Below are 17,340 nucleotides of genomic sequence, written 5' to 3'. Positions count from 1 at the left end.
GTTCCTGCGAGACTGAAGGGTGGAAGGGGTCACATGACTGGAGTCACGGCACGGGTCGCGGGCTGGCTGGGTGGTCGGTTGATGGTGCTCGGGGCCCGGTCGGGCCTGGACGTCACCCGGATGCAGGTGCTGCCGAAGCGGTTCACCCTGCCGTTGCGCCGGGAGGTGCTCGACCCGGTGCCCGAGCTCGCGACTCGACGGGAGACGGAGCCGGTCAGCCGGCTGGGACGTGCCTTCGGCATGAACGTCTGGATCGTGACCGGATACCACGAGGCGCGCGCGGTGCTGATGAACAGCGCGGCATACAGCAACGACCTGCGTCCGCTGGTGGCGAGCGAAGGCTCCAGCGAGGCGCGGTCGATCGGTGGGCTCGGCTTCACCGACCCGCCCGACCACACCCGACTGCGCCGGTTCCTCACCCCCGAGTTCACGATGCGCCGGCTGGCCCGGCTGCAGCCGGTGATCACCGACCTGGTCGAGCGACAGCTGGACGAGCTCGAGGCGCAGGGGCCGGTGGCCGACCTCGTGTCCGGCTTCGGGTTCCCGGTGCCCTTCCAGGTGATCTGCGAGCTGCTCGGCCTGCCCGAGGAGGACCGCACGCCCTTCCACCACCTCGGCCCGGCCCGGTTCGACATGTCGCGCGGCGTCGCCGGGGCGTTCAACTCGGCCGACCAGGCGAGGGAGTCGGTGCTCGAGGTCGTGCGGCGGCAGCGCGCCGAGCCGGGAGAAGGCCTGATCGGCGGGATCATCCGCCAGCACGGCGACGCCCTCACCGATGTCGAGCTGGCCGGCCTGGTCGACGGCGTCTTCCTCGGCGGCTACGAGACGTCGGCGAGCATGCTGGCGCTCGGGACCCTGGCCCTGCTCCGGGATCCCGAGGCGCTCGCGATGATCCGCGAGGACGACGCTGCCGTCGACGGCATCGTGGAGGAGCTGTTGCGCTACCTCGGCGTCGTGCAGGTCGCCTTCCCCCGTTTCGCCCGGGAGGACCACGAGCTGTTCGGCCAGCAGGTCAAGCGAGGTGACCTCCTCGCTGTCTCGCTGCTCGCTGCCGACCGGGACGAGATCCTTGGCGAGGGACTCGAACGGTTCGACCCGCACCGCCCGAAGGTGCCGCACCTCGCCTTCGGGCAGGGGCTGCACCGCTGCGTCGGCTCCGAGCTGGCGCGGATGGAGCTGCGCATCTCCTTCCGGGCCCTGGCCCGGCGGTTCCCCGACCTCGGGCTGGCCGCCGACCCGACCTCGCTGCGGTTCCGGAAGCTGTCGATCGTCTACGGCGTGGAGGCACTGCCGGTGCGGCTGTGGAAGGCCGGAGCGGGAGACGTCGACCAGGGCGGCGCCGCCTGATCCGCCCTCCAGTCGTCCCCTAGCTGCTGGCAGTGGGCGGCACAGGTGACGCCGACTCCCAGCAACAAGTCAGGTGTCTCGTGCGGTGAGGACGATCGGGTCGCCGTCGGTGATCGCGATGGTGTGCTCGGAGTGGGCCCCGCGCGACCCGTCGGAGCTACGGATGGTCCAGCCGTCGGGATCGGTGTAGATCTCGTCGGTCCCCGCGCAGAGCCATGGCTCGATGGCGATGACCAGTCCGGGTCGCAACGGCAGACCGCGGCCCGGGCGGCCGTCGTTGGGCACGTGGGGATCGCCGTGCATGGTCCGGCCCACGCCGTGTCCGCCGAACTGGGTGTTGACCGCGAACCCGGCCGACGCCGCGGTCTGCCCGATCGCTGCCGAGATGTCACCGAGCTTGTGACCGGGTCGCGCGATCTCGATGGCCCGGGCGAGCGCGTCCTCGGTCACGGCGGTCAGGCGCTGGTCCTCCGGGCGGGGGCTTCCGACCGGGACGGTGAGCGCCGAGTCGGCCACCCAGCCGTCGACCGAGCAGGCGAAGTCGAGGCTGAGCAGGTCTCCATCGGCCAGTCGATAGTCGTGGGGCAGCCCGTGCAGCACCGCGTCGTTGACCGACGTGCACAGCACCTTGCCGAACGGGCTGGCGCCGAACGAGGGGTGGTAGTCGATGTAGCAGGACTGGGCACCGCGGTCCCGGATCAGCCGGTGGGCCATCGCGTCGAGGTCGAGCAGGTTGACACCGACGTCGGCCGCCTGCGCGAGCTTGGTCAGCACGTCGGCGACGAAGCGGCCGGCCGGGCGCATCTGGGCGACCTCTGCGGGGGTGAGGAGTTCGATCACGGCGGTCAGCCTAGCCGCGCGGTGCTGTGTCACCGGGCTCGCCGGGGGGCGACCACGTCATGCACCCGGCGGTGGCGACGGGGCTTCTCACGATGCGATCCCGAAATACTTAGCGCAGGTAATGAGTTAGGGTAAGCAGTGCACGAAAGGAAGCCCTTGCCCCCGAAGTCCAAGTCCACCGGCACACCGTCGCTCGGCCATCTGGCCAGCGACCTTCGTCTTGTCTGCATGCGGATCAGTCGCCGCGCCCGCTACGAAAGCACCAATCGCATTGCGCCGCATCAGTTCAGCGTCCTGTGCCGGCTCCAGGAGAACCCTCGGACACCGAAGGAGCTCGCAGAGACCGAGCGCGTCAGCGCGCCGAGCATGACGCGCACGGTGGCGGGCCTCGTCGAGGCGGGACTGGTGTCCCGGACCGATGACCCCACCGACGGCCGGCAGGTCATCGTGGCCCTCACCGAGGAGGGTAGGGCCGTCTGGCGGGATGTGCGACGCCGGCGTGACCAGTGGATGGCGCAGCGCCTCAGGGACCTGTCGCCGGAGGATCGCGAGGTGTTGGCCCGTGCGAGCGAGATCCTGGCGCGGGTGGTGAGCGAGTGAGCCCGACCTTCGCCTCCCTCACCATCTACAACTACCGCGTCTACTGGGCCGGTGCGCTCATCTCCAACGTCGGCACCTGGATGGGCCGCGTCTCCCAGGACTGGCTGGTCCTCACCCAGCTCACCGACAACTCCTCGACCGCACTCGGCCTCGTGACCGCGCTGCAGTTCCTTCCGGTGGTGCTCTTCGCTCCGTTCGGCGGCGTGCTGGCCGACCGGTTCCCGAAGCGCCGCATCCTCGCGGTCACCCAGAGCACCCTGGCGCTCACCTCGTTGCTGACCGGCGTGCTCGTGGTCACCGGGACCGTCCAGCTGTGGCACATCTACGCGTTGGCCTTCATCATGGGGTGCGCCACGGCAGTCGACAACCCGGCCCGGCAGACCTTCGTCTCCGAGATGGTGCCGCGCGAGTCGCTGAGCAACGCGGTCGGCCTCAACAGCGCCTCCTTCAACGCCGCTCGGCTGGTCGGTCCGGGCGTTGCCGGTCTGGTGATCGCAGCCTGGGGCACGGGGGTCTCCTTCTTCGTCAACACGCTGAGCTTCGTCGCGGTGCTCTTCGCGCTGTTCCACCTGCGGGTGCGCGAGCTGCGACCTGCGCCCCGGGTCCGCAGCAAGGGGTCGCTGCGCGAAGGTGCCAGGTATGTGCGGGGCAGGCCGGACATCATCCTGATCCTCGTGCTCATCTTCATGCTGGGCACCTTCGGCATGAACTTCCAGCTGACCATCGCGGTGATGGCCACGGAGGCGTTCCACAAGGGCGCCGGCGAGTACGGCTTGCTCGGCTCGGTGATGGCCGTCGGTTCCCTCGCCGGTGCGCTGCTGTCCGCCCGGCGACCGCGTCCCCGGTTGCGCATCCTGCTCGTGGCCCTGGCCGGGTTCACGGTGTCGACGTTGGCTGCCGGTCTCGCTCCGTCATACGTGTGGTTCGCGCTCTTCCTGATCCCCAGCGGGCTGGCGGCGATGACCGTCATGACCAGCGCCAACTCGATGGTGCAACTGAGCGTCGACCCGCAGATGCGCGGTCGGGTGATGTCGCTCTACATGGCCATCTTCATGGGCGGCACGCCCATCGGAGCACCGCTGATCGGCTGGATCGGTGAGGCCTGGGGGCCGCGCTGGACCATCCTCGTCGGCACCGTGGCGGTGGGGCTCTCGGTCGCGGGTGCGATGCTCTATCTCATGCGCTCCGAGAACATCCACCTGCGTTACCAGTGGCAGGGCCGTCCCCGGTTCGTCGTCACCCGTGAACAGGTCGAGCTCCCCGAGCCCCAGCGGGCCTCATGATGACCCCACGCTTCCGCCGCGTGATCGTGATCGTGGCGCTGGTCGCCATGGTGGCAGCGGTCCTGGGCAGCAGCCTCGCCGGCGTCATCAACTGACGCGTCCGACCGCACGACCCTTCCCTACGGCGCGGCGGCGGTTGCCTGGGCGCGAAGGGCGCGCTCCAGGTGGTCCTGCTGCTCCACGACGAGCCGGCGCAGAGCCGCGGGAGCGTCCGGGTTCGCGTCCAGCCACCGCTGCGACCGGGCGACGACGGGGTGGTCCTCGGGGCGCTGGCCGTCGGTCAGGTCCTGGTGGCCGGGGTAGAGCCCGCGCACCAGCCGGGTGGCGATCTCGATGCTGCGCTCCGACCAGAACCGACGCAGATCCTCGAAGTAGCGATCGGTGTAGGCGGCGGTCAGGTCGCCGTGCAACGGCTGGGTGAACCCGGCGATGGTCGCGCTCACGTGCTCGTTGGTCAGCTCGTCAGAGTCGGTGAGTGCGGTCCAGGCGCGCGCCTTGACGGCGGCGTCGGGACGGCCGGCCAGGGCCGCGACGTGGTGTGTGGCGCCCGAGGCGGTGCGGTCGCGCTGCAGCTCGGCGTCGAGCTCGGCCGCGGTCGCGTGGCCGGTCGCGGCGAGTGCCTGCCACAGGCCCCAGCGCAGGTCGGGGTCCACGGTCAGCCCCTCGACCTGCTCCGTGCCCTCGAGCAGCGACCGGAGGCGTGCCCGCCCCGAGTCGCACGTTGCGGCGACCGCGGCGACCGTGCGAGCCCACACCAGTTGCGCGTCGGATCCCGGCTCGCTCGCGTCGAGCTCGCGCCACGCCACCTCGAGCAGCCGGTCGCGGGCCTGCGGACGCACGGCGATGGGGAGGTAGCGCTCGACCGCAGTGCGAGCGCAGGTCAGCACGTCGCGCAGCACACCTGCGTCCGGCTCGAGCGGGCCCTGCTCCAGCGCGATCTGCAGGTAGTCGCCGGCAGGGAGGACGGCGTCACGGGCGGCGTTCCACAGCGCCGACCAGAGCAGCGCCCGCGACAGTGAGGACTCGGCGGTCGACAGGTGTTCGCGGGCGGTCGCCAGGGAGCGGTCGTCGAGCCGGACCTTGCCGTAGGTCAGGTCGTCGTCGTTGACCAGGACGAGATCGGGCGCGGGCAGGCCGACGGCCTCCGTCACCTCCGTGCGCCCTCCCGTGACATCCAGCTCGAGGCGGTGGCTGCGCGTCAGCCTGCCGTCCGACACGGCATACAGGCCCACGGCCAGCCGGTGCGGGCGCAGCGCCTGCGCTCCGGTGGTGGGATCGACCGACTCCTGTCGGATCGCCAACGACCCGATCGTGCCCTCAGCGGTCAGCTCCAACTCCGGCGTGAGCGTCCCGATGCCGGCCGTCTCGAGCCACTGGGACGACCAGGTCCGCAGCTCGCGACCCGAGGCATCCTCCAGCGCGACCAGCAGGTCCGGCAGGGTGGTGTTGGCGTACTCGTGGTCACGGAAGTAGGACCGGGCACCGGCGAAGAACGCGTCCACCCCGACGTAGGCGACCAGCTGCTTGAGCACCGAGGCGCCCTTGGCGTAGGTGATGCCGTCGAAGTTCTGCTTGGCCGCCTCGAGGTCGGCGATGTCGGCGACGATCGGGTGCGTGGTCGGCAGCTGGTCCTGCAGGTAGGCCCACGCCTTGCGGTTGCTGGCGAAGCTCGTCCAGGCGTCGGTGAACCGGGTGGCGACCGCGGAGGCGTGCGCGCCCATGTAGTCGGCGAAGGACTCCTTGAGCCACAGGTCGTCCCACCACCGCATCGTTACCAGGTCGCCGAACCACATGTGGGCCATCTCGTGCAGGATCGTGTTGGCCCGCGCGGCATACTGCGATTCCGTTGCAGCAGAACGGTAGACGTAGTGCTCGGTGAACGTCACGCAGCCCGGGTTCTCCATCGCACCGAGGTTGTACTCCGGCACGAACGCCTGGTCGTACTTGCCCCAGGGATAGGGATAGCCGAACGCCTCGTGGAAGAAGTCGAGGCCCTGCCTGGTGACCTCGAAGATCGCGTCGGCGTCGAGGTGCTCCGCCAGCGAAGCGCGGCACAACACGGCCAACGGGACCTCGAGGCTGCTCCCGTCAGGGAACGTGGTGCTCCAGTGGTCCTGCACGCAGTGGTAGGGCCCGGCGGTGATGTTGGTGATGTAGGTCGACATCGGCAGGGTCGGGGCGAACTCGACGTGCTGCACGCCTCCCTCCCTCGACTCCGTGGCCACGGCCTGGTTGGAGTGCACCCGCCACGCGGCCGGGGCGTGGACCACGAAAGTGAACGGCGCCTTGAGGTCTGGCTGCTCGAAGTTCGCGAAAACCCTCCGCGCGTCGGCTGGTTCGTACTGCGTGTAGAGGTAGGTCTCGCCGTCGGCCGGGTCGACGAAGCGGTGCAGGCCCTCGCCCGAGCGGCTGTAGGCAGCGTCGGCCACCACCGTGACGATGTTGCTGCCGGTCAGTCCGGTGAGCTGGATCCGGTTGCCGTCGAAGGACGCCGCCGCATCGATCTGCCAGCCGTTGACCGTGACCGACCGCACGCGGGGCCCGATGAAGTCGAGGAACGTCGTCTCCATCGTCGAGGTGAACTCGATCGTCGTGGTGGACGGGTAGGACGGCTGCGCCGGGTCCTTCGCCCCGGTCAGGTCGAGCTCGACCCGGTAGCCCGTCACGCGGACCTGTTCCGAACGCAGCGCGGCCTCGGAGCGGCGCAGGTTGGCGGTGTCGATCGTCGAGGTGGGCTGGGGCTGCTGGCTCGTCTCGGTCACCGGCACAGTCAATCAGAGCGGTCCGGCGGCCCGGGTCCGACCGCCGCGGCCGGGAGCGATCAGGACAGGGCGGAGACGACGTGGTCGATGCAGGCCGTCAGCGCCGAGACGTCGTCGGGCTCGATGGCCGGGAACATGCCGATCCGCAGCTGGTTGCGGCCCAGACCGCGGTAGGACTCGGTGTCGACGATCCCGCCCGCGCGCAACGCCCTCGCGACGGCAGCAGCGTCGACCGAGTCCGCCAGGTCGATGGTGCCCACCACCAGGGAACGCTGGCCCGGGTCGGTGACGAAGGGCGAGGTGTATGCCGTGCGCTCCGCCCAGTCGTACAGGCGCCGGGAGCTGTCCGTCGTGCGTTGCACGGCCCAGTCGAGGCCGCCCTGCTCGCCCAACCAGCGGACCTGGTCGGCCAGCAGCGCGAGCGTGGCCACCGCGGGCGTGTTATAGGTCTGGTCCTTGCGGGAGTTCTCGATCGCGGTCGGCAGCGAGAGGAAGGCCGGCGTCCACCGTCCCGAAGCCGCAATCTGATCGACCCGGTCGAGCGCCGCGGGGGAGAAGGCCGCCAGCCAGAGCCCACCGTCGGCCGCGAAGCACTTCTGGGGCGCGAAGTAGTAGACGTCCGCCTGGGCCATGTCCACCGACAGACCGCCGGCGCCGGACGTCGCGTCCACGAGCATGAGCGCGCCGTCGTCCGCGTCCGCAACCCGCCGGACCGGAGCCATCGCACCGGTCGAGGTCTCGTTGTGCGCCCACGCGTAGGCGTCCACGCCCGGTTCGGCGACCGGCGCAGCGACGGTGCCCGGCTCGGCGGACACGATCGTGGGCTCACCGAGGAACGGCGCGCCGGCGGTGACCTTGGCGAACTTGCCGGAGAACTCGCCATACGTCAGGTGCTGCGCCCGGTCACGGACCAGACCGAAGGCCGCCGCGTCCCAGAATGCCGTCGTGCCACCGTTGCCCAGCACGATCTCGTAGCCCTCGGGCAGGGAGAACAGCTCGGCGAGACCGCGCCGGATGTCCGCAACCAGGCTGCGGACCGGTGCTTGCCGGTGCGACGTCCCGAGCACCGTGCGCCCCAGTGAGGTGAGGAAGTCGAGCTGCCCGGGGCGGACCTTGCTCGGCCCGCAGCCGAAGCGGCCGTCGGAGGGCAGGAGCTCGGCGGGGATGGTGGGCAGCGCGTCCGTCACGCCGCCGAGTCTCGCAGGTGGCCGGTGACGATGCGGAAGGAGGACGTCCGCAACGAGGATTATCGTGCCGGGCATGGCTATCGCACGCTTTCCCAGCACCATCCTCGACTGCCCCGACCCCGGTGTCCTCGCGACCTTCTACGGCGCGCTCCTCGACTGGAAGACCACGGTCGACGACGACGGGAGCTGGGCCGAGGTGCGCGCCGACTACGGCCAGTGCATCTGCTTCCAGCAGGTGGCCGACCACAGGCCGCCCCAGTGGCCGGGACAGGAGGTGCCGCAGCAGATGCACCTGGACCTGATGGTCGACGACCTCGACGCCGGCGAGGCCGCGGCCCGCGAGCTCGGGGCCACCCTGGCCGAGCACCAGCCCGGCACGACCTTCCGGGTCTTCCTGGACCCGGCGGGGCACCCGTTCTGCCTCTGCGTCGACTGACCCACGACCCCGCCGCGGGACGGCGCAGCCTTGGTCAGCCGGCGTGACGGGCCGCGAGCCGCTCGTCCCAGCCGCTGACGTCCTCAGGACGGCGCGGGCCCTCGCCGACGTAGCGCGCCGACGGTCGCACCAGCCGACCGGTCCGCTTCTGCTCGAGGACGTGGGCGGCCCACCCGGCGGTGCGTGCGCAGGTGAACATGGGAGTGAACATTGCCGGAGGCACGTCGGCGAAGTCGAGCAGCACAGCCGCCCAGAACTCGACATTGGTGGCGAGCACCCGGTCGGGCCTGCGGGCGTGCAGCTCGTCGAGCGCCGCCTTCTCGAGCGCGGCGGCGACGTCGTAGCGCGGCGCGCCGAGTCGCGCGCAGGTGTCCCGCAGCACCTTCGCGCGCGGGTCCTCGGCCCGATAGACCCGGTGACCGAAACCCATCAGCCGTTCGCCCCGGTCGAGCACGCCCCGCACGTAGGCGCCGGCGTCGCCGGTCTCCTCAACGGCCTCGATCATGTGCAGCACCCGCGACGGGGCGCCCCCGTGGAGCGGCCCGCTCATCGCGCCGACCGCGCCGGACAGGCAGGCCGCGACATCGGCGCCGGTGGAGGCGATCACCCGTGCGGTGAAGGTCGAGGCGTTCATGCCGTGCTCGGCCGCGGACACCCAGTAGGCGTCGACGGCCTCCACGTGCCGGGGGTCCGGCTCGCCGCGCCACCGGATCATGAAGCGCTCCACGATCGTGCGGCCGGTGTCGACCTCGCGCTGGGAGACCATGGGGCGGTCCTGCCCCCGGGCCGACTGGGCGATGAAGGACAGCGCCATGACGGAGGCGCGGGCAAGGTCGTCGCGGGCCTGCTCGGGCGAGATGTCGAGCAGCGGCCGGAAGCCCCACACCGGGGCCAGTTGCGCGAGGGCACTCTGCACGTCCACCCGCACGTCGCCGGTGTGCACCGGAAGCGGGAACGGCTCGGCCGGTGGCAGCCCGGGGTTGAACTTGTTGTCGACCAGCAGCCCCCACACGTTGCCGAAGGACACGGTGCCGACCAAGTCGTTGATGTCAACGCCTCGGTAACGCAGGGCTCCTCCCGCCTTGTCGGGCTCGGCGATGGCGGACTCGAAGGCGATCACGCCCTCCAGTCCGGGCGTGAAGTTCTCGTCGGCGGGGGCAGCGTCGGTCATCGGATCACCTCGTCGCGCGCTCCGACGCGGTGCCGGAGGCGTGGCCATTGTGCCCCGACGAGCCGTCCCGCGTCAGGTGCGGGTGCCGGGCCGGCACGCCATAGCCTTTGCCGGTGCCCTTGTTGCTGGACCTGACGCCGCTGCGGGTCAACCCGTCATACCGCCGCCTCTACTCCGGTTTCACGGTCAGCGGCGTCGGCGCGCAGCTCGCGACCGTGGCCATCGGGCTGCAGGTCTACGACATCACCGGTTCCAGCTTCGCGGTGGGTCTGGTCGGACTGTGTGCGCTCGGCCCGATCATCCTGATGGGCCTGTATGGCGGGGCGCTCGTCGACGCGCACGACCGGCGGACCGTCGCGCTGGTCGCCGGCGCCGTCCTGTGGTGCGGTTCGATGCTCAACACCGTGCAGGCGCTGCTGGGCAACACCCACGTCGGCGTCCTCTACGCGCTCGTGGCGGTCTACAACGCCGGCTTCGCGGTGGTCAGCCCCGCGCGGTCGGCGATCTACCCGCGGCTGCTCGAGGACGCACTGCTCCCGGCGGCCAACGCGCTCAACGTGGCTGCGATGAACATCGCGATGACGGTGGGTCCGCTGCTCGCCGGCGTGCTGGTCGACTGGGGCGGCTACGCCGTCGCCTACGGGGTCGACACGGGGCTGTTCGCGTTCGCGATCTGGGGCCTGCTGCGGCTCGAACCGATTCCGCCCGAGGTGGATCCGCTGTCGGACGCCGGCGTCCCGCGCCGCCGGCCCGGCCTCACCAGCGTCCTGGACGGCCTGAAGTTCCTGGGCAGCCGACCCAACCTGCGGATGACCTTCCTCGCCGACTTCTGCGCGATGATCCTGGCGCAGCCGCGCGCCCTCTTCCCGGCCGTGGCGATGCTCGCGTTCGGGGGCGGCGCGAAGACGGTCGGGTTCATGTCGGCCGCGGTGGCCGTCGGCGCGATGGCGGCGATGTTCTTCTCCGGGCGGCTCGGGGGCATCCGCCGCCAGGGACTGGCCGTGGTCGTCTCGGTCGCCCTGTGGGGCGTCTCGATCGCGGGCTTCGGGGTGTCGGTGGCGCTTGCCGACGGACTGCTCACCCGGACCCAGGCGCTGTGGTGCGGTGCCGCCGCGCTCGCCTGCGCCGGCGCCGCCGACTCGGTGAGCTCCGTCTTCCGCACGACCATCCTGCAGGCTGCCACGCCCGACCACCTGCGCGGCCGCCTGCAGGGCGTTTTCATCGTCGTCGTGGCCGGTGGCCCCCGGCTCGGCGACCTCGTCGCGGGCACCGGCGCCGCGGCGTACAGCGAGGCCTTCGCGGCGGTGGCGGGTGGCGTCCTGTGTGTCGTGGCGGTGCTGGCGCTGGGTGCCTGGCAGCGAGGCTTCCTGCGGTATGACGCGCGCTCGCCGACGCCGTAACCGCTTGGTGGACGGCCCGGCCCGGCCGCGGTCGGTGCGCGATAGTGGCCCGGTGACCCCGAACGACCATGCCGTTGCCGTGTGGCGGATCCCCGCCATGCGGCAGCTCGTGGTGGTCACGTTCCTGGGTTTCGCCAGCTTCTGCCTCACCCTGTCCTCGTTGCCCTCGTATGCCGCGTCGCACGGGGCCTCGTCCGGCACCGCCGGGCTGGTCACCACCGTGATGCTGGTGTGCACCGTCGGGACGCAGATGCTGGTGCCCGCGGCGGTCGACCGGTTCGGGCTCGGCCCAGTGCTGGCGCTGGGCCTCGTGGCTCTCGGGCTTCCGGCTCCGCTCTACCTGCTCGCGCACGACCTGTGGTGGCTGCTGGTGGTCTCGGCGGTGCGCGGTCTCGGGTTCGCCGTCCTGACCGTGCTCGGCTCGACCATCACCGCGCGGATCGCCCCGCCGGGGCGGATGGGAGAGGCGGTCGGCCTCTACGGACTGGCCATCGCGCTGCCCAACCTGCTGGCCGTGCCCGGCGGGGTGGCGTTGCAGGCGGACGGGCGGTTCGCCCTCGTGGCCTTCCTCGCAGCCTCACCGGTGCTCGCCCTGCCGTTCGTGCCGGCCCTGACGCGCGGGGTGGTGGCGCACTCCCGGGACGGCGGCGGGACGGTCGGGTCGGCGCGGTCGGCTGTGCGCGCGGTGGCCTCGCCGGCGCTGCTGCTGCTGGTCGTGACGTTGGCCGGCGGAGGCGTGGTCACCTTCCTGCCGATCGCCCGGCCGGACGGGGTGGTGGCCGCAGTGGCGCTGCTGCTGTTCGGCGCCACCGCCGCGGTCGCGCGGTGGGCGGTGGGGCTGGCGGCCGACCGACTGGGGGTGCAGCTCCTGCTGCCGGCGTCGCTGCTGACCTCGGCGGTCGGGCTCGTCGCCGTCGGGACGAGCCTGGTCGCGGGGGAGGGGGCCGGCACGGTTGCGGGGGTGCTGGTGGGCGCGACCGTGTTCGGCATCGGCTACGGCGCGACCCAGAACCTCACCCTCGTGGCCGCCCTCGCCAGCACGCCACAGGACAACATCGCCAGTGCGGTCTGGAACGTCGGGTTCGACACCGGCACGGCACTGGGCGCCTTCGCCGTCGGCGCGGTCGCGGCCACCGGGTTCGGGCTGCCGTGGACGTTCGTCGCCTCGGCGGCACCGATCCTGCTGGTGCTGCCGATCGCTCGGGTGCGCCCCGTGATGCGCCCCGCCTGACCGCGGGTGGCGCGCACCCGCCATACCCCTCCTGCTCACGGGGTTCGGGGCCGAGCGGGTGAGTTCAGTGGCGGGGTGAGTTCAGTGGCGGCGCGGCGTCGGCCTGGGCAGCCTGACCCGCGACGTGGCCTGGTCGCCGGGACGGATGCGGCGCGAGAGGTCGGCGTGCTCGAGCAGGTCGGCCAGCGACACGGTGACCACGGGGTGGCTGCCGATCGGCTCGTCGCCGCTGAAGACGACCCACACCTGCAGGTCGCGGTGGAAGACGAGCAGCGCCGAGCCGTCGATGACGCTGGCAGCGTGCTGCAGCGCCTGCCGCCGGGCACTGGCCTTGGTCATCGCCTTCTGCGCGAGGACCTTGGCCGGCTCGCGGCTGTGTCGCACCAGCTCGTAGGCCATCGGGCCGTACTTCATCCCGAGCTTCATGGCGCTGCCGAGCGCCTTGCCGGATGCGGGCATCGGTCTCCTTCAGGGTCGGACGTCTGCCCTCACCATAAACGGCACCCCCTGAGCGGGCCGGGCCGAGGCGGCGACGGCCGTGACCCTAACCTTGGGCCCATGGTGAGCACACGGACCGACTACGACGGGGCGGGGCTCGGCGAAGAGGTGCTCGCACCCACGCCGTGGGCGCAGGCGAGTCACTGGGTCGACGAAGCGGTGGAGCGGCAGGAGGACCGCGGCGACGTCCCCGAGCCGCTGTCGCTGTCGGTCGCGACCGTCGATGGCCAGGGCCGGCCGGACGTGCGCACCGTGCTGATGCGGTTCTTCGACCCGACGGGGCCGGGTTTCGTCACCTGCCTCGACTCGGCCAAGGGCGTGCAGCTGCGGGGCAACCCGGCGGTCGCGGCCTCGCTGACCTGGGCCGGGATGTTCCGGGCGGTGCGGTTCCGGGGGGTGGCGCACGAACTGGGCCGGGACGAGGCCACCGACTACTTCGGGCAGCGTCCGTGGGGGTCGCGGATCAGCGCGTGGGCCTCGCGGCAGTCGCGGCTGATCAAGGGCCGGGCCGCGTTGGAGCAGGCCTTCGAGGAGTATGCCGAGCGGTGGCCGGACCACGGCCGCCCGACGGACGTGCCGGTGCCGGACCGCTGGGGTGGCTACCGGATCCGGTGTGACGAGGTGGAGTTCTGGGCGGGCCGGCGCAACCGGCTGCACGACCGCCTGGTCTTCGAGCGCGTCGCGGAGGGGACCCTCGATGACGCCGCGGCCTGGCGGGTCCTGCGTCGCCAGCCCTGACTCCTTGCCGGGCCTCACCCTCGGCCCCGGCGGCTTTGCTGGCTCGGCCCGGACGGGTTTCTGTCGCCCAGACCGCTTCCGGGAGTGCTGGAAGCGGTGGGACCGGTCTGCACCACAGAAACCGGGTTGAGGCGAGCACGGGGTGGCGCGGGAGGATGGCGGCCGTGACCACGACACCCCAGGATCCCGAGACCTCGCTGGCCGATCGGATGCGCGCAGCCGTGCCGAGAATGCGCCGCCGCCTCCCCGGGGGCGTGGCCGACGCTCCGGCGCAGGTGCTCCGGCAGCTTGCCGACGAGCTCGAACGGTCCGCTGAGCCGGAGCGGTGGGACCGCTACGGCAACGGCGGCCCGGTCGAACAGCTCGAGCAGCAGGTCGCCGAGCTGTTGGGCAAGCCCGCCGCGGCGATGTTCCCGAGCGGCATCATGGCCCAGCAGGCCGCCCTGCGCGTCTGGTCCGACCGGGCCGGATCGCGCCGCGTGGCGATCCCCGAGCTGTCCCACCTGCTGCACCACGAGCTCGACGGCCCACGGCTGCTGCACGACCTGCGCTACGAGTGGCTCACCACCGGCCCCGCCGTGCCGACCGCCGACGACCTGGCCGCGATCGCGGGGCCGCTCGGTGCGGTGCTGTTCGAGCTGCCGCTGCGGGAGGCGGCCTTCCTGCTCCCGAGCTGGGACGAGCTGGTGGCCTTCTCGACCGCGTGCCGGGACCGCGGCGTGCCGCTGCACCTCGACGGCGCGCGGCTGTGGGAGTCGACCCCTGCCCTCGGGCACGACCTGGCCGAGGTGGCCGCGCTGGCGGACACGGTCTACGTCTCCTTCTACAAGGGCCTCGGTGGCCTCGCCGGCGCCGTGCTCGCCGGGCCGGGGGACGTCGTCGCCGAGGCAACCCAGTGGCGCAAGCGCCTGGGTGGCACCCTCTACACCCTGCTGCCGTATGCCGTGTCCGCACTGCGTGGGCTGCGGACCGAGCTGCCGCGGATGGGCGACTACCACACCCGCGCCTGCGAGTTCGCGGAGAAGCTGAGCGCTCGCGGGGTGCAGGTCCACCCGCTGGTCCCACACACCAACGCGTTTCGGCTCTATGCCGGGCAGCCAGTCGACCAGATCTTTGAGCGGGTGGTGGCGCTGATGGAGCGCGAGCAGCTGATGCTCACCGGAGGGTGGGCTCCGGCGGAGCTGCCGGGATCGTCCTGGACCGAGTTCGTCGTCGGGCCGGAGACGATGGGCTGGGACCCGGACGAGGCGGTCGACGCGCTCGTCGGTCTGCTGCGCCCCTGACCGCGGGGCACGCGGGCGCCCGGACAGGGAACGACCCGTGAGCTCCGTGTCCGACGAGTCGGTGCACGAGTGCGGTGGACGAGCCGCACATACTCACGGGTCGCGGCGGCTGCGAGGGATTCGCGGCCTCCATCCGTCCCTGGCTGGCCCCTCGGGGGCCAGTGAAACGGGGGCTGGCTAGCGCGCAGCCACCTCACGCGTCCGATAGATATTCACTAGGCGGACCACCTCCCTTCTCGTGTGCCCCGACGGTATGCCGGTCGGTTCCGTCCGCGCAACGGCTTAAGGCAGGTTGGTCGAGAGGTGGGGTGCGACCTCAGACGCTCGTGACGACGTCGTCGTAGTCGAGGCGGGGCAGCCGGTCCTGCCAGGCGTTCTCCGCCGGGTGCCCGATGTTGACGACGACCAGGGCCCGGTGCCGCCCGTCCGGGAAGAACTCGCGGGACACGGCGTCCGCGTCGAACCCGGTCATCGGCCCGGCGGCCAACCCCGCGGCTCGCACGCCGATGATGAAGTAGGCGATCTGGAGGGTGGCGTTGAGCTCCGCGGTGCGCTCGCGGGCCGAGTCGTCGCCGGCGAAGAGGTCACGGGCGCCAGGGAAGTGCGGGAAGGTTCTCGGCAGCTCATCGTGGAAGTCGACGTCCGCGGCGAGCACCGCGACCAGCGGAGCGCTGGACGTCTTGGCCCAGTTTCCCTCGCTCATCTGCGCGACGAGCTCTGCACGCGCTTGCGGGGAGCGCACGAGCACGACGCGCAGCGGCTGGTTGTTCATCGACGTCGGTGCCCACTTGACCAGGTCGTAGATGGCCTGCACCTGCGCGTCGGTCACCGGCTCCGTGGTGAAGGCGTTGGCGGTCCGGGCGGACCGGAAGAGCAGGTCCTGGGCCTCCCGAGCGAGCTCGAGCTCCTCGGCGAACTCGGCCTCCAGCCGGTCGAGGTCGAAGGAGCGGGTGTCAGTGGTGTGCGTCGTCATGTGTGGTTGAACGTTCAATCACCTTGGAAGCATTCCGAGCTCCCCGCGTACAGCGTCGTGGCGTCCGTCACGTCGGCGTCGGACACCACTTCAAGAACAATGAGAGGCTTGGTCTGTGACCGACCTGATTGATACCACCGAGATGTATCTGCGCACGATCTACGAGCTCGACGAAGAAGGCATCATCCCGCTGCGCGCACGCATCGCCGAGCGGCTGGGTCACTCGGGTCCGACCGTCTCCCAGACCGTCGCGCGGATGGAGCGGGACGGTCTGGTCAGCCTCGGCGGAGACCGCCACCTGGAGCTGTCGGAGCTGGGCCGCCAGCTCGCCACGCGGGTCATGCGCAAGCACCGGTTGGCCGAACGCCTGCTCGTCGACGTGATCGGCCTGGAGTGGGAGTACGTCCACGAGGAGGCCTGCCGCTGGGAGCACGTGATGAGCGACCGCGTCGAGCGCAAGATCCTCGGGCTGATCGGTGAGCACCGCGAGTCGCCCTACGGCAACCCCATCCCGGGCCTCGACGAGCTCGGGGAGCCCGGCGAGGACGAGGAGTTCCGCCTCGGGGTGCGCAGCCTGCACGAGATCGCGGGGGAGCAGTCCAAGGCCGTGATCGTGCGACGGATCGGAGAGCCCGCCCAGGTCGACCACGTGGCCCTCTCCCTGCTCACCGAGGCCGGGCTGCTGCCGGGCCGGCGGGTGCAGGTGCGGCTCGACCAGGGGCGCATCATCGTGGTGCCCGACGGAGGCGCCGACGTGGACGGCGTCTCGCTGCCCCCGGACGTCGCGGGACACGTCTTCGCCGCCGACGCCTGAGCAGGGCGACACCTCGCCCGAGCCACGACCCCGGCGTCCGCCTGAACGATGCGACTGCGAACGGGGCTCCACTGGACTCGCGTGCACGAACCTTCCCGTTGCCACCCCCCCGGCCGCTCGAATCTGTCCAGATCTTTAACATGCCGTGACCGCGGCGTGACATCGCGCACCTCGCTGTGTACGGTGGTTGCGCCTCACCTTCCCTGGGGGAGGCCTACGACGAGATTCGCCTAGTCCTGTCATCACGTCGTGGTGGGCGCAATTCCGCTTGGCAGGAGCGGGGGAACCACTTCCGGGGCGTCGAGAGGCGCTCCTTGGGGTGAAGTCCCGGATGGCGTGGGACGACCGAGTCCGGATCGAGAGATCCACCGGTCGTCGCGCGGCGCCGGGGCCGGGTAGTCAACCTCCCACCCGAACCCGACAGCTCACCCCGTAGGCGCCGGAGAGGTTCATCACGTGTCGAAAAGCTCTGGGCGCCACCGCGCGCCGAGTCGTCTGAGCACGGCTTCACTGTCTGACGTCGTCGCGCGGTCCGGTCAGCCGGTGGCCAAGGCGTCGGCGATCCTGGCGGTTTCGGGTGGCCTCGTCGCCACCGTCGCGGCCCCAAGCTCCGCGGCGCCGCTGTCGGGCGTGGCCGACGGGGGCCACCAGGTGCACGTCGCGCGGCACGCCGCCCCGGCGGCCGCAGCCCACCGCGCCGCCGCGCCGGCACCCGAGTCACGGGCGATCGTCGACCTGCGACCGTCCTACGGCCTGTTCATCGGCGGGGAGTTCGTC

16 protein-coding genes and 1 riboswitch are annotated in these 17,340 nt (G+C 71.5%); of the genes, 10 read left to right on the top strand and 6 right to left on the bottom strand.

Annotated features, from left to right (window positions below; genetic code table 11):
- Window positions 1–33: 33 nt before the first annotated feature.
- Window positions 34–1,347, top strand: a complete 1,314-nt coding sequence (locus FCN22_RS18750; protein ID WP_137123094.1) for a cytochrome P450 — start codon at window positions 34–36, stop codon at window positions 1,345–1,347.
- A gap of 69 nt (window positions 1,348–1,416) precedes the next feature.
- Here FCN22_RS18750 and map read toward each other — a convergent pair whose 3' ends face one another.
- Complete coding sequence (gene map / locus FCN22_RS18745; protein ID WP_137123093.1) at window positions 1,417–2,187, bottom strand: type I methionyl aminopeptidase; 771 nt, start codon at window positions 2,185–2,187, stop codon at window positions 1,417–1,419.
- A 228-nt stretch (window positions 2,188–2,415) separates the two neighbouring features.
- Between map and FCN22_RS18740 the strand changes: the two genes are divergently transcribed.
- Together FCN22_RS18740 and FCN22_RS18735 are read left to right on the top strand one after the other, a co-directional pair.
- Window positions 2,416–2,787 (top strand): MarR family winged helix-turn-helix transcriptional regulator, encoded by a 372-nt coding sequence (locus tag FCN22_RS18740; protein ID WP_137123092.1) that lies wholly within the window; start codon window positions 2,416–2,418, stop codon window positions 2,785–2,787.
- Window positions 2,784–4,070, top strand: a complete 1,287-nt coding sequence (locus FCN22_RS18735) for an MFS transporter (RefSeq protein ID WP_137123091.1) — start codon at window positions 2,784–2,786, stop codon at window positions 4,068–4,070. Before FCN22_RS18740 ends, FCN22_RS18735 begins: the two co-directional genes overlap by 4 nt.
- Before the next feature lie 119 nt (window positions 4,071–4,189).
- On the opposite strand, the gene pepN is transcribed toward FCN22_RS18735, so the two are convergent.
- Both pepN and serC read right to left on the bottom strand, forming a co-directional pair.
- Window positions 4,190–6,832 (bottom strand): aminopeptidase N, encoded by a 2,643-nt coding sequence (gene pepN / locus FCN22_RS18730; RefSeq protein ID WP_444965525.1) that lies wholly within the window; start codon window positions 6,830–6,832, stop codon window positions 4,190–4,192.
- 59 nt (window positions 6,833–6,891) lie between these two features.
- Window positions 6,892–8,019 (bottom strand): phosphoserine transaminase, encoded by a 1,128-nt coding sequence (gene serC, locus FCN22_RS18725; RefSeq protein WP_238384836.1) that lies wholly within the window; start codon window positions 8,017–8,019, stop codon window positions 6,892–6,894.
- 73 nt (window positions 8,020–8,092) lie between these two features.
- Between serC and FCN22_RS18720 the strand changes: the two genes are divergently transcribed.
- The gene (locus FCN22_RS18720; RefSeq protein ID WP_137123089.1) at window positions 8,093–8,455 is read left to right on the top strand and encodes a VOC family protein; all 363 of its coding nucleotides are present in this window, start codon (window positions 8,093–8,095) and stop codon (window positions 8,453–8,455) included.
- A gap of 34 nt (window positions 8,456–8,489) precedes the next feature.
- Here FCN22_RS18720 and FCN22_RS18715 read toward each other — a convergent pair whose 3' ends face one another.
- Complete coding sequence (locus FCN22_RS18715) at window positions 8,490–9,626, bottom strand: citrate synthase 2 (RefSeq protein WP_137123088.1); 1,137 nt, start codon at window positions 9,624–9,626, stop codon at window positions 8,490–8,492.
- Between the two features lie 113 nt (window positions 9,627–9,739).
- Between FCN22_RS18715 and FCN22_RS18710 the strand changes: the two genes are divergently transcribed.
- Together FCN22_RS18710 and FCN22_RS18705 are read left to right on the top strand one after the other, a co-directional pair.
- Complete coding sequence (locus tag FCN22_RS18710; RefSeq protein ID WP_137123087.1) at window positions 9,740–11,026, top strand: MFS transporter; 1,287 nt, start codon at window positions 9,740–9,742, stop codon at window positions 11,024–11,026.
- A 52-nt stretch (window positions 11,027–11,078) separates the two neighbouring features.
- Window positions 11,079–12,257, top strand: coding sequence for an MFS transporter (locus tag FCN22_RS18705; RefSeq protein WP_202911683.1), 1,179 nt, complete (start codon window positions 11,079–11,081; stop codon window positions 12,255–12,257).
- A gap of 81 nt (window positions 12,258–12,338) precedes the next feature.
- Here the strand turns inward: FCN22_RS18705 and FCN22_RS18700 are convergent, their stop codons facing one another.
- Complete coding sequence (locus FCN22_RS18700; RefSeq protein ID WP_137123085.1) at window positions 12,339–12,716, bottom strand: hypothetical protein; 378 nt, start codon at window positions 12,714–12,716, stop codon at window positions 12,339–12,341.
- A gap of 99 nt (window positions 12,717–12,815) precedes the next feature.
- Here FCN22_RS18700 and pdxH point away from each other — a divergent pair, with 99 nt between their 5' ends.
- Together pdxH and FCN22_RS18690 are read left to right on the top strand one after the other, a co-directional pair.
- Complete coding sequence (gene pdxH / locus FCN22_RS18695) at window positions 12,816–13,493, top strand: pyridoxamine 5'-phosphate oxidase (protein ID WP_137123084.1); 678 nt, start codon at window positions 12,816–12,818, stop codon at window positions 13,491–13,493.
- Between the two features lie 164 nt (window positions 13,494–13,657).
- A complete protein-coding gene (locus tag FCN22_RS18690; RefSeq protein WP_202911682.1) occupies window positions 13,658–14,776 on the top strand; it encodes a threonine aldolase family protein in 1,119 nt (372 codons plus the stop codon).
- A 316-nt stretch (window positions 14,777–15,092) separates the two neighbouring features.
- On the opposite strand, the gene FCN22_RS18685 is transcribed toward FCN22_RS18690, so the two are convergent.
- Window positions 15,093–15,749, bottom strand: coding sequence for a malonic semialdehyde reductase (locus tag FCN22_RS18685; RefSeq protein ID WP_137123083.1), 657 nt, complete (start codon window positions 15,747–15,749; stop codon window positions 15,093–15,095).
- 115 nt (window positions 15,750–15,864) lie between these two features.
- Here FCN22_RS18685 and FCN22_RS18680 point away from each other — a divergent pair, with 115 nt between their 5' ends.
- Both FCN22_RS18680 and FCN22_RS18675 read left to right on the top strand, forming a co-directional pair.
- Window positions 15,865–16,563 carry an iron-dependent transcriptional repressor DtxR gene (locus FCN22_RS18680; protein ID WP_137123082.1) on the top strand — a complete coding sequence of 233 codons (699 nt, stop codon included), beginning with the start codon at window positions 15,865–15,867 and terminating at the stop codon, window positions 16,561–16,563.
- A gap of 247 nt (window positions 16,564–16,810) precedes the next feature.
- Window positions 16,811–17,017: riboswitch (cyclic di-AMP (ydaO/yuaA leader) on the top strand.
- 89 nt (window positions 17,018–17,106) lie between these two features.
- On the top strand, window positions 17,107–17,340 hold a 234-nt coding region (locus tag FCN22_RS18675), incomplete at its 3' end, for a hypothetical protein (protein WP_137123081.1).

The organism is Segeticoccus rhizosphaerae, assembly GCF_005222685.1.
Taxonomy (GTDB): Bacteria; Actinomycetota; Actinomycetes; order Actinomycetales; family Dermatophilaceae; genus Segeticoccus; species Segeticoccus rhizosphaerae.
This window is presented reverse-complemented; position numbering and strand designations above follow the sequence as displayed.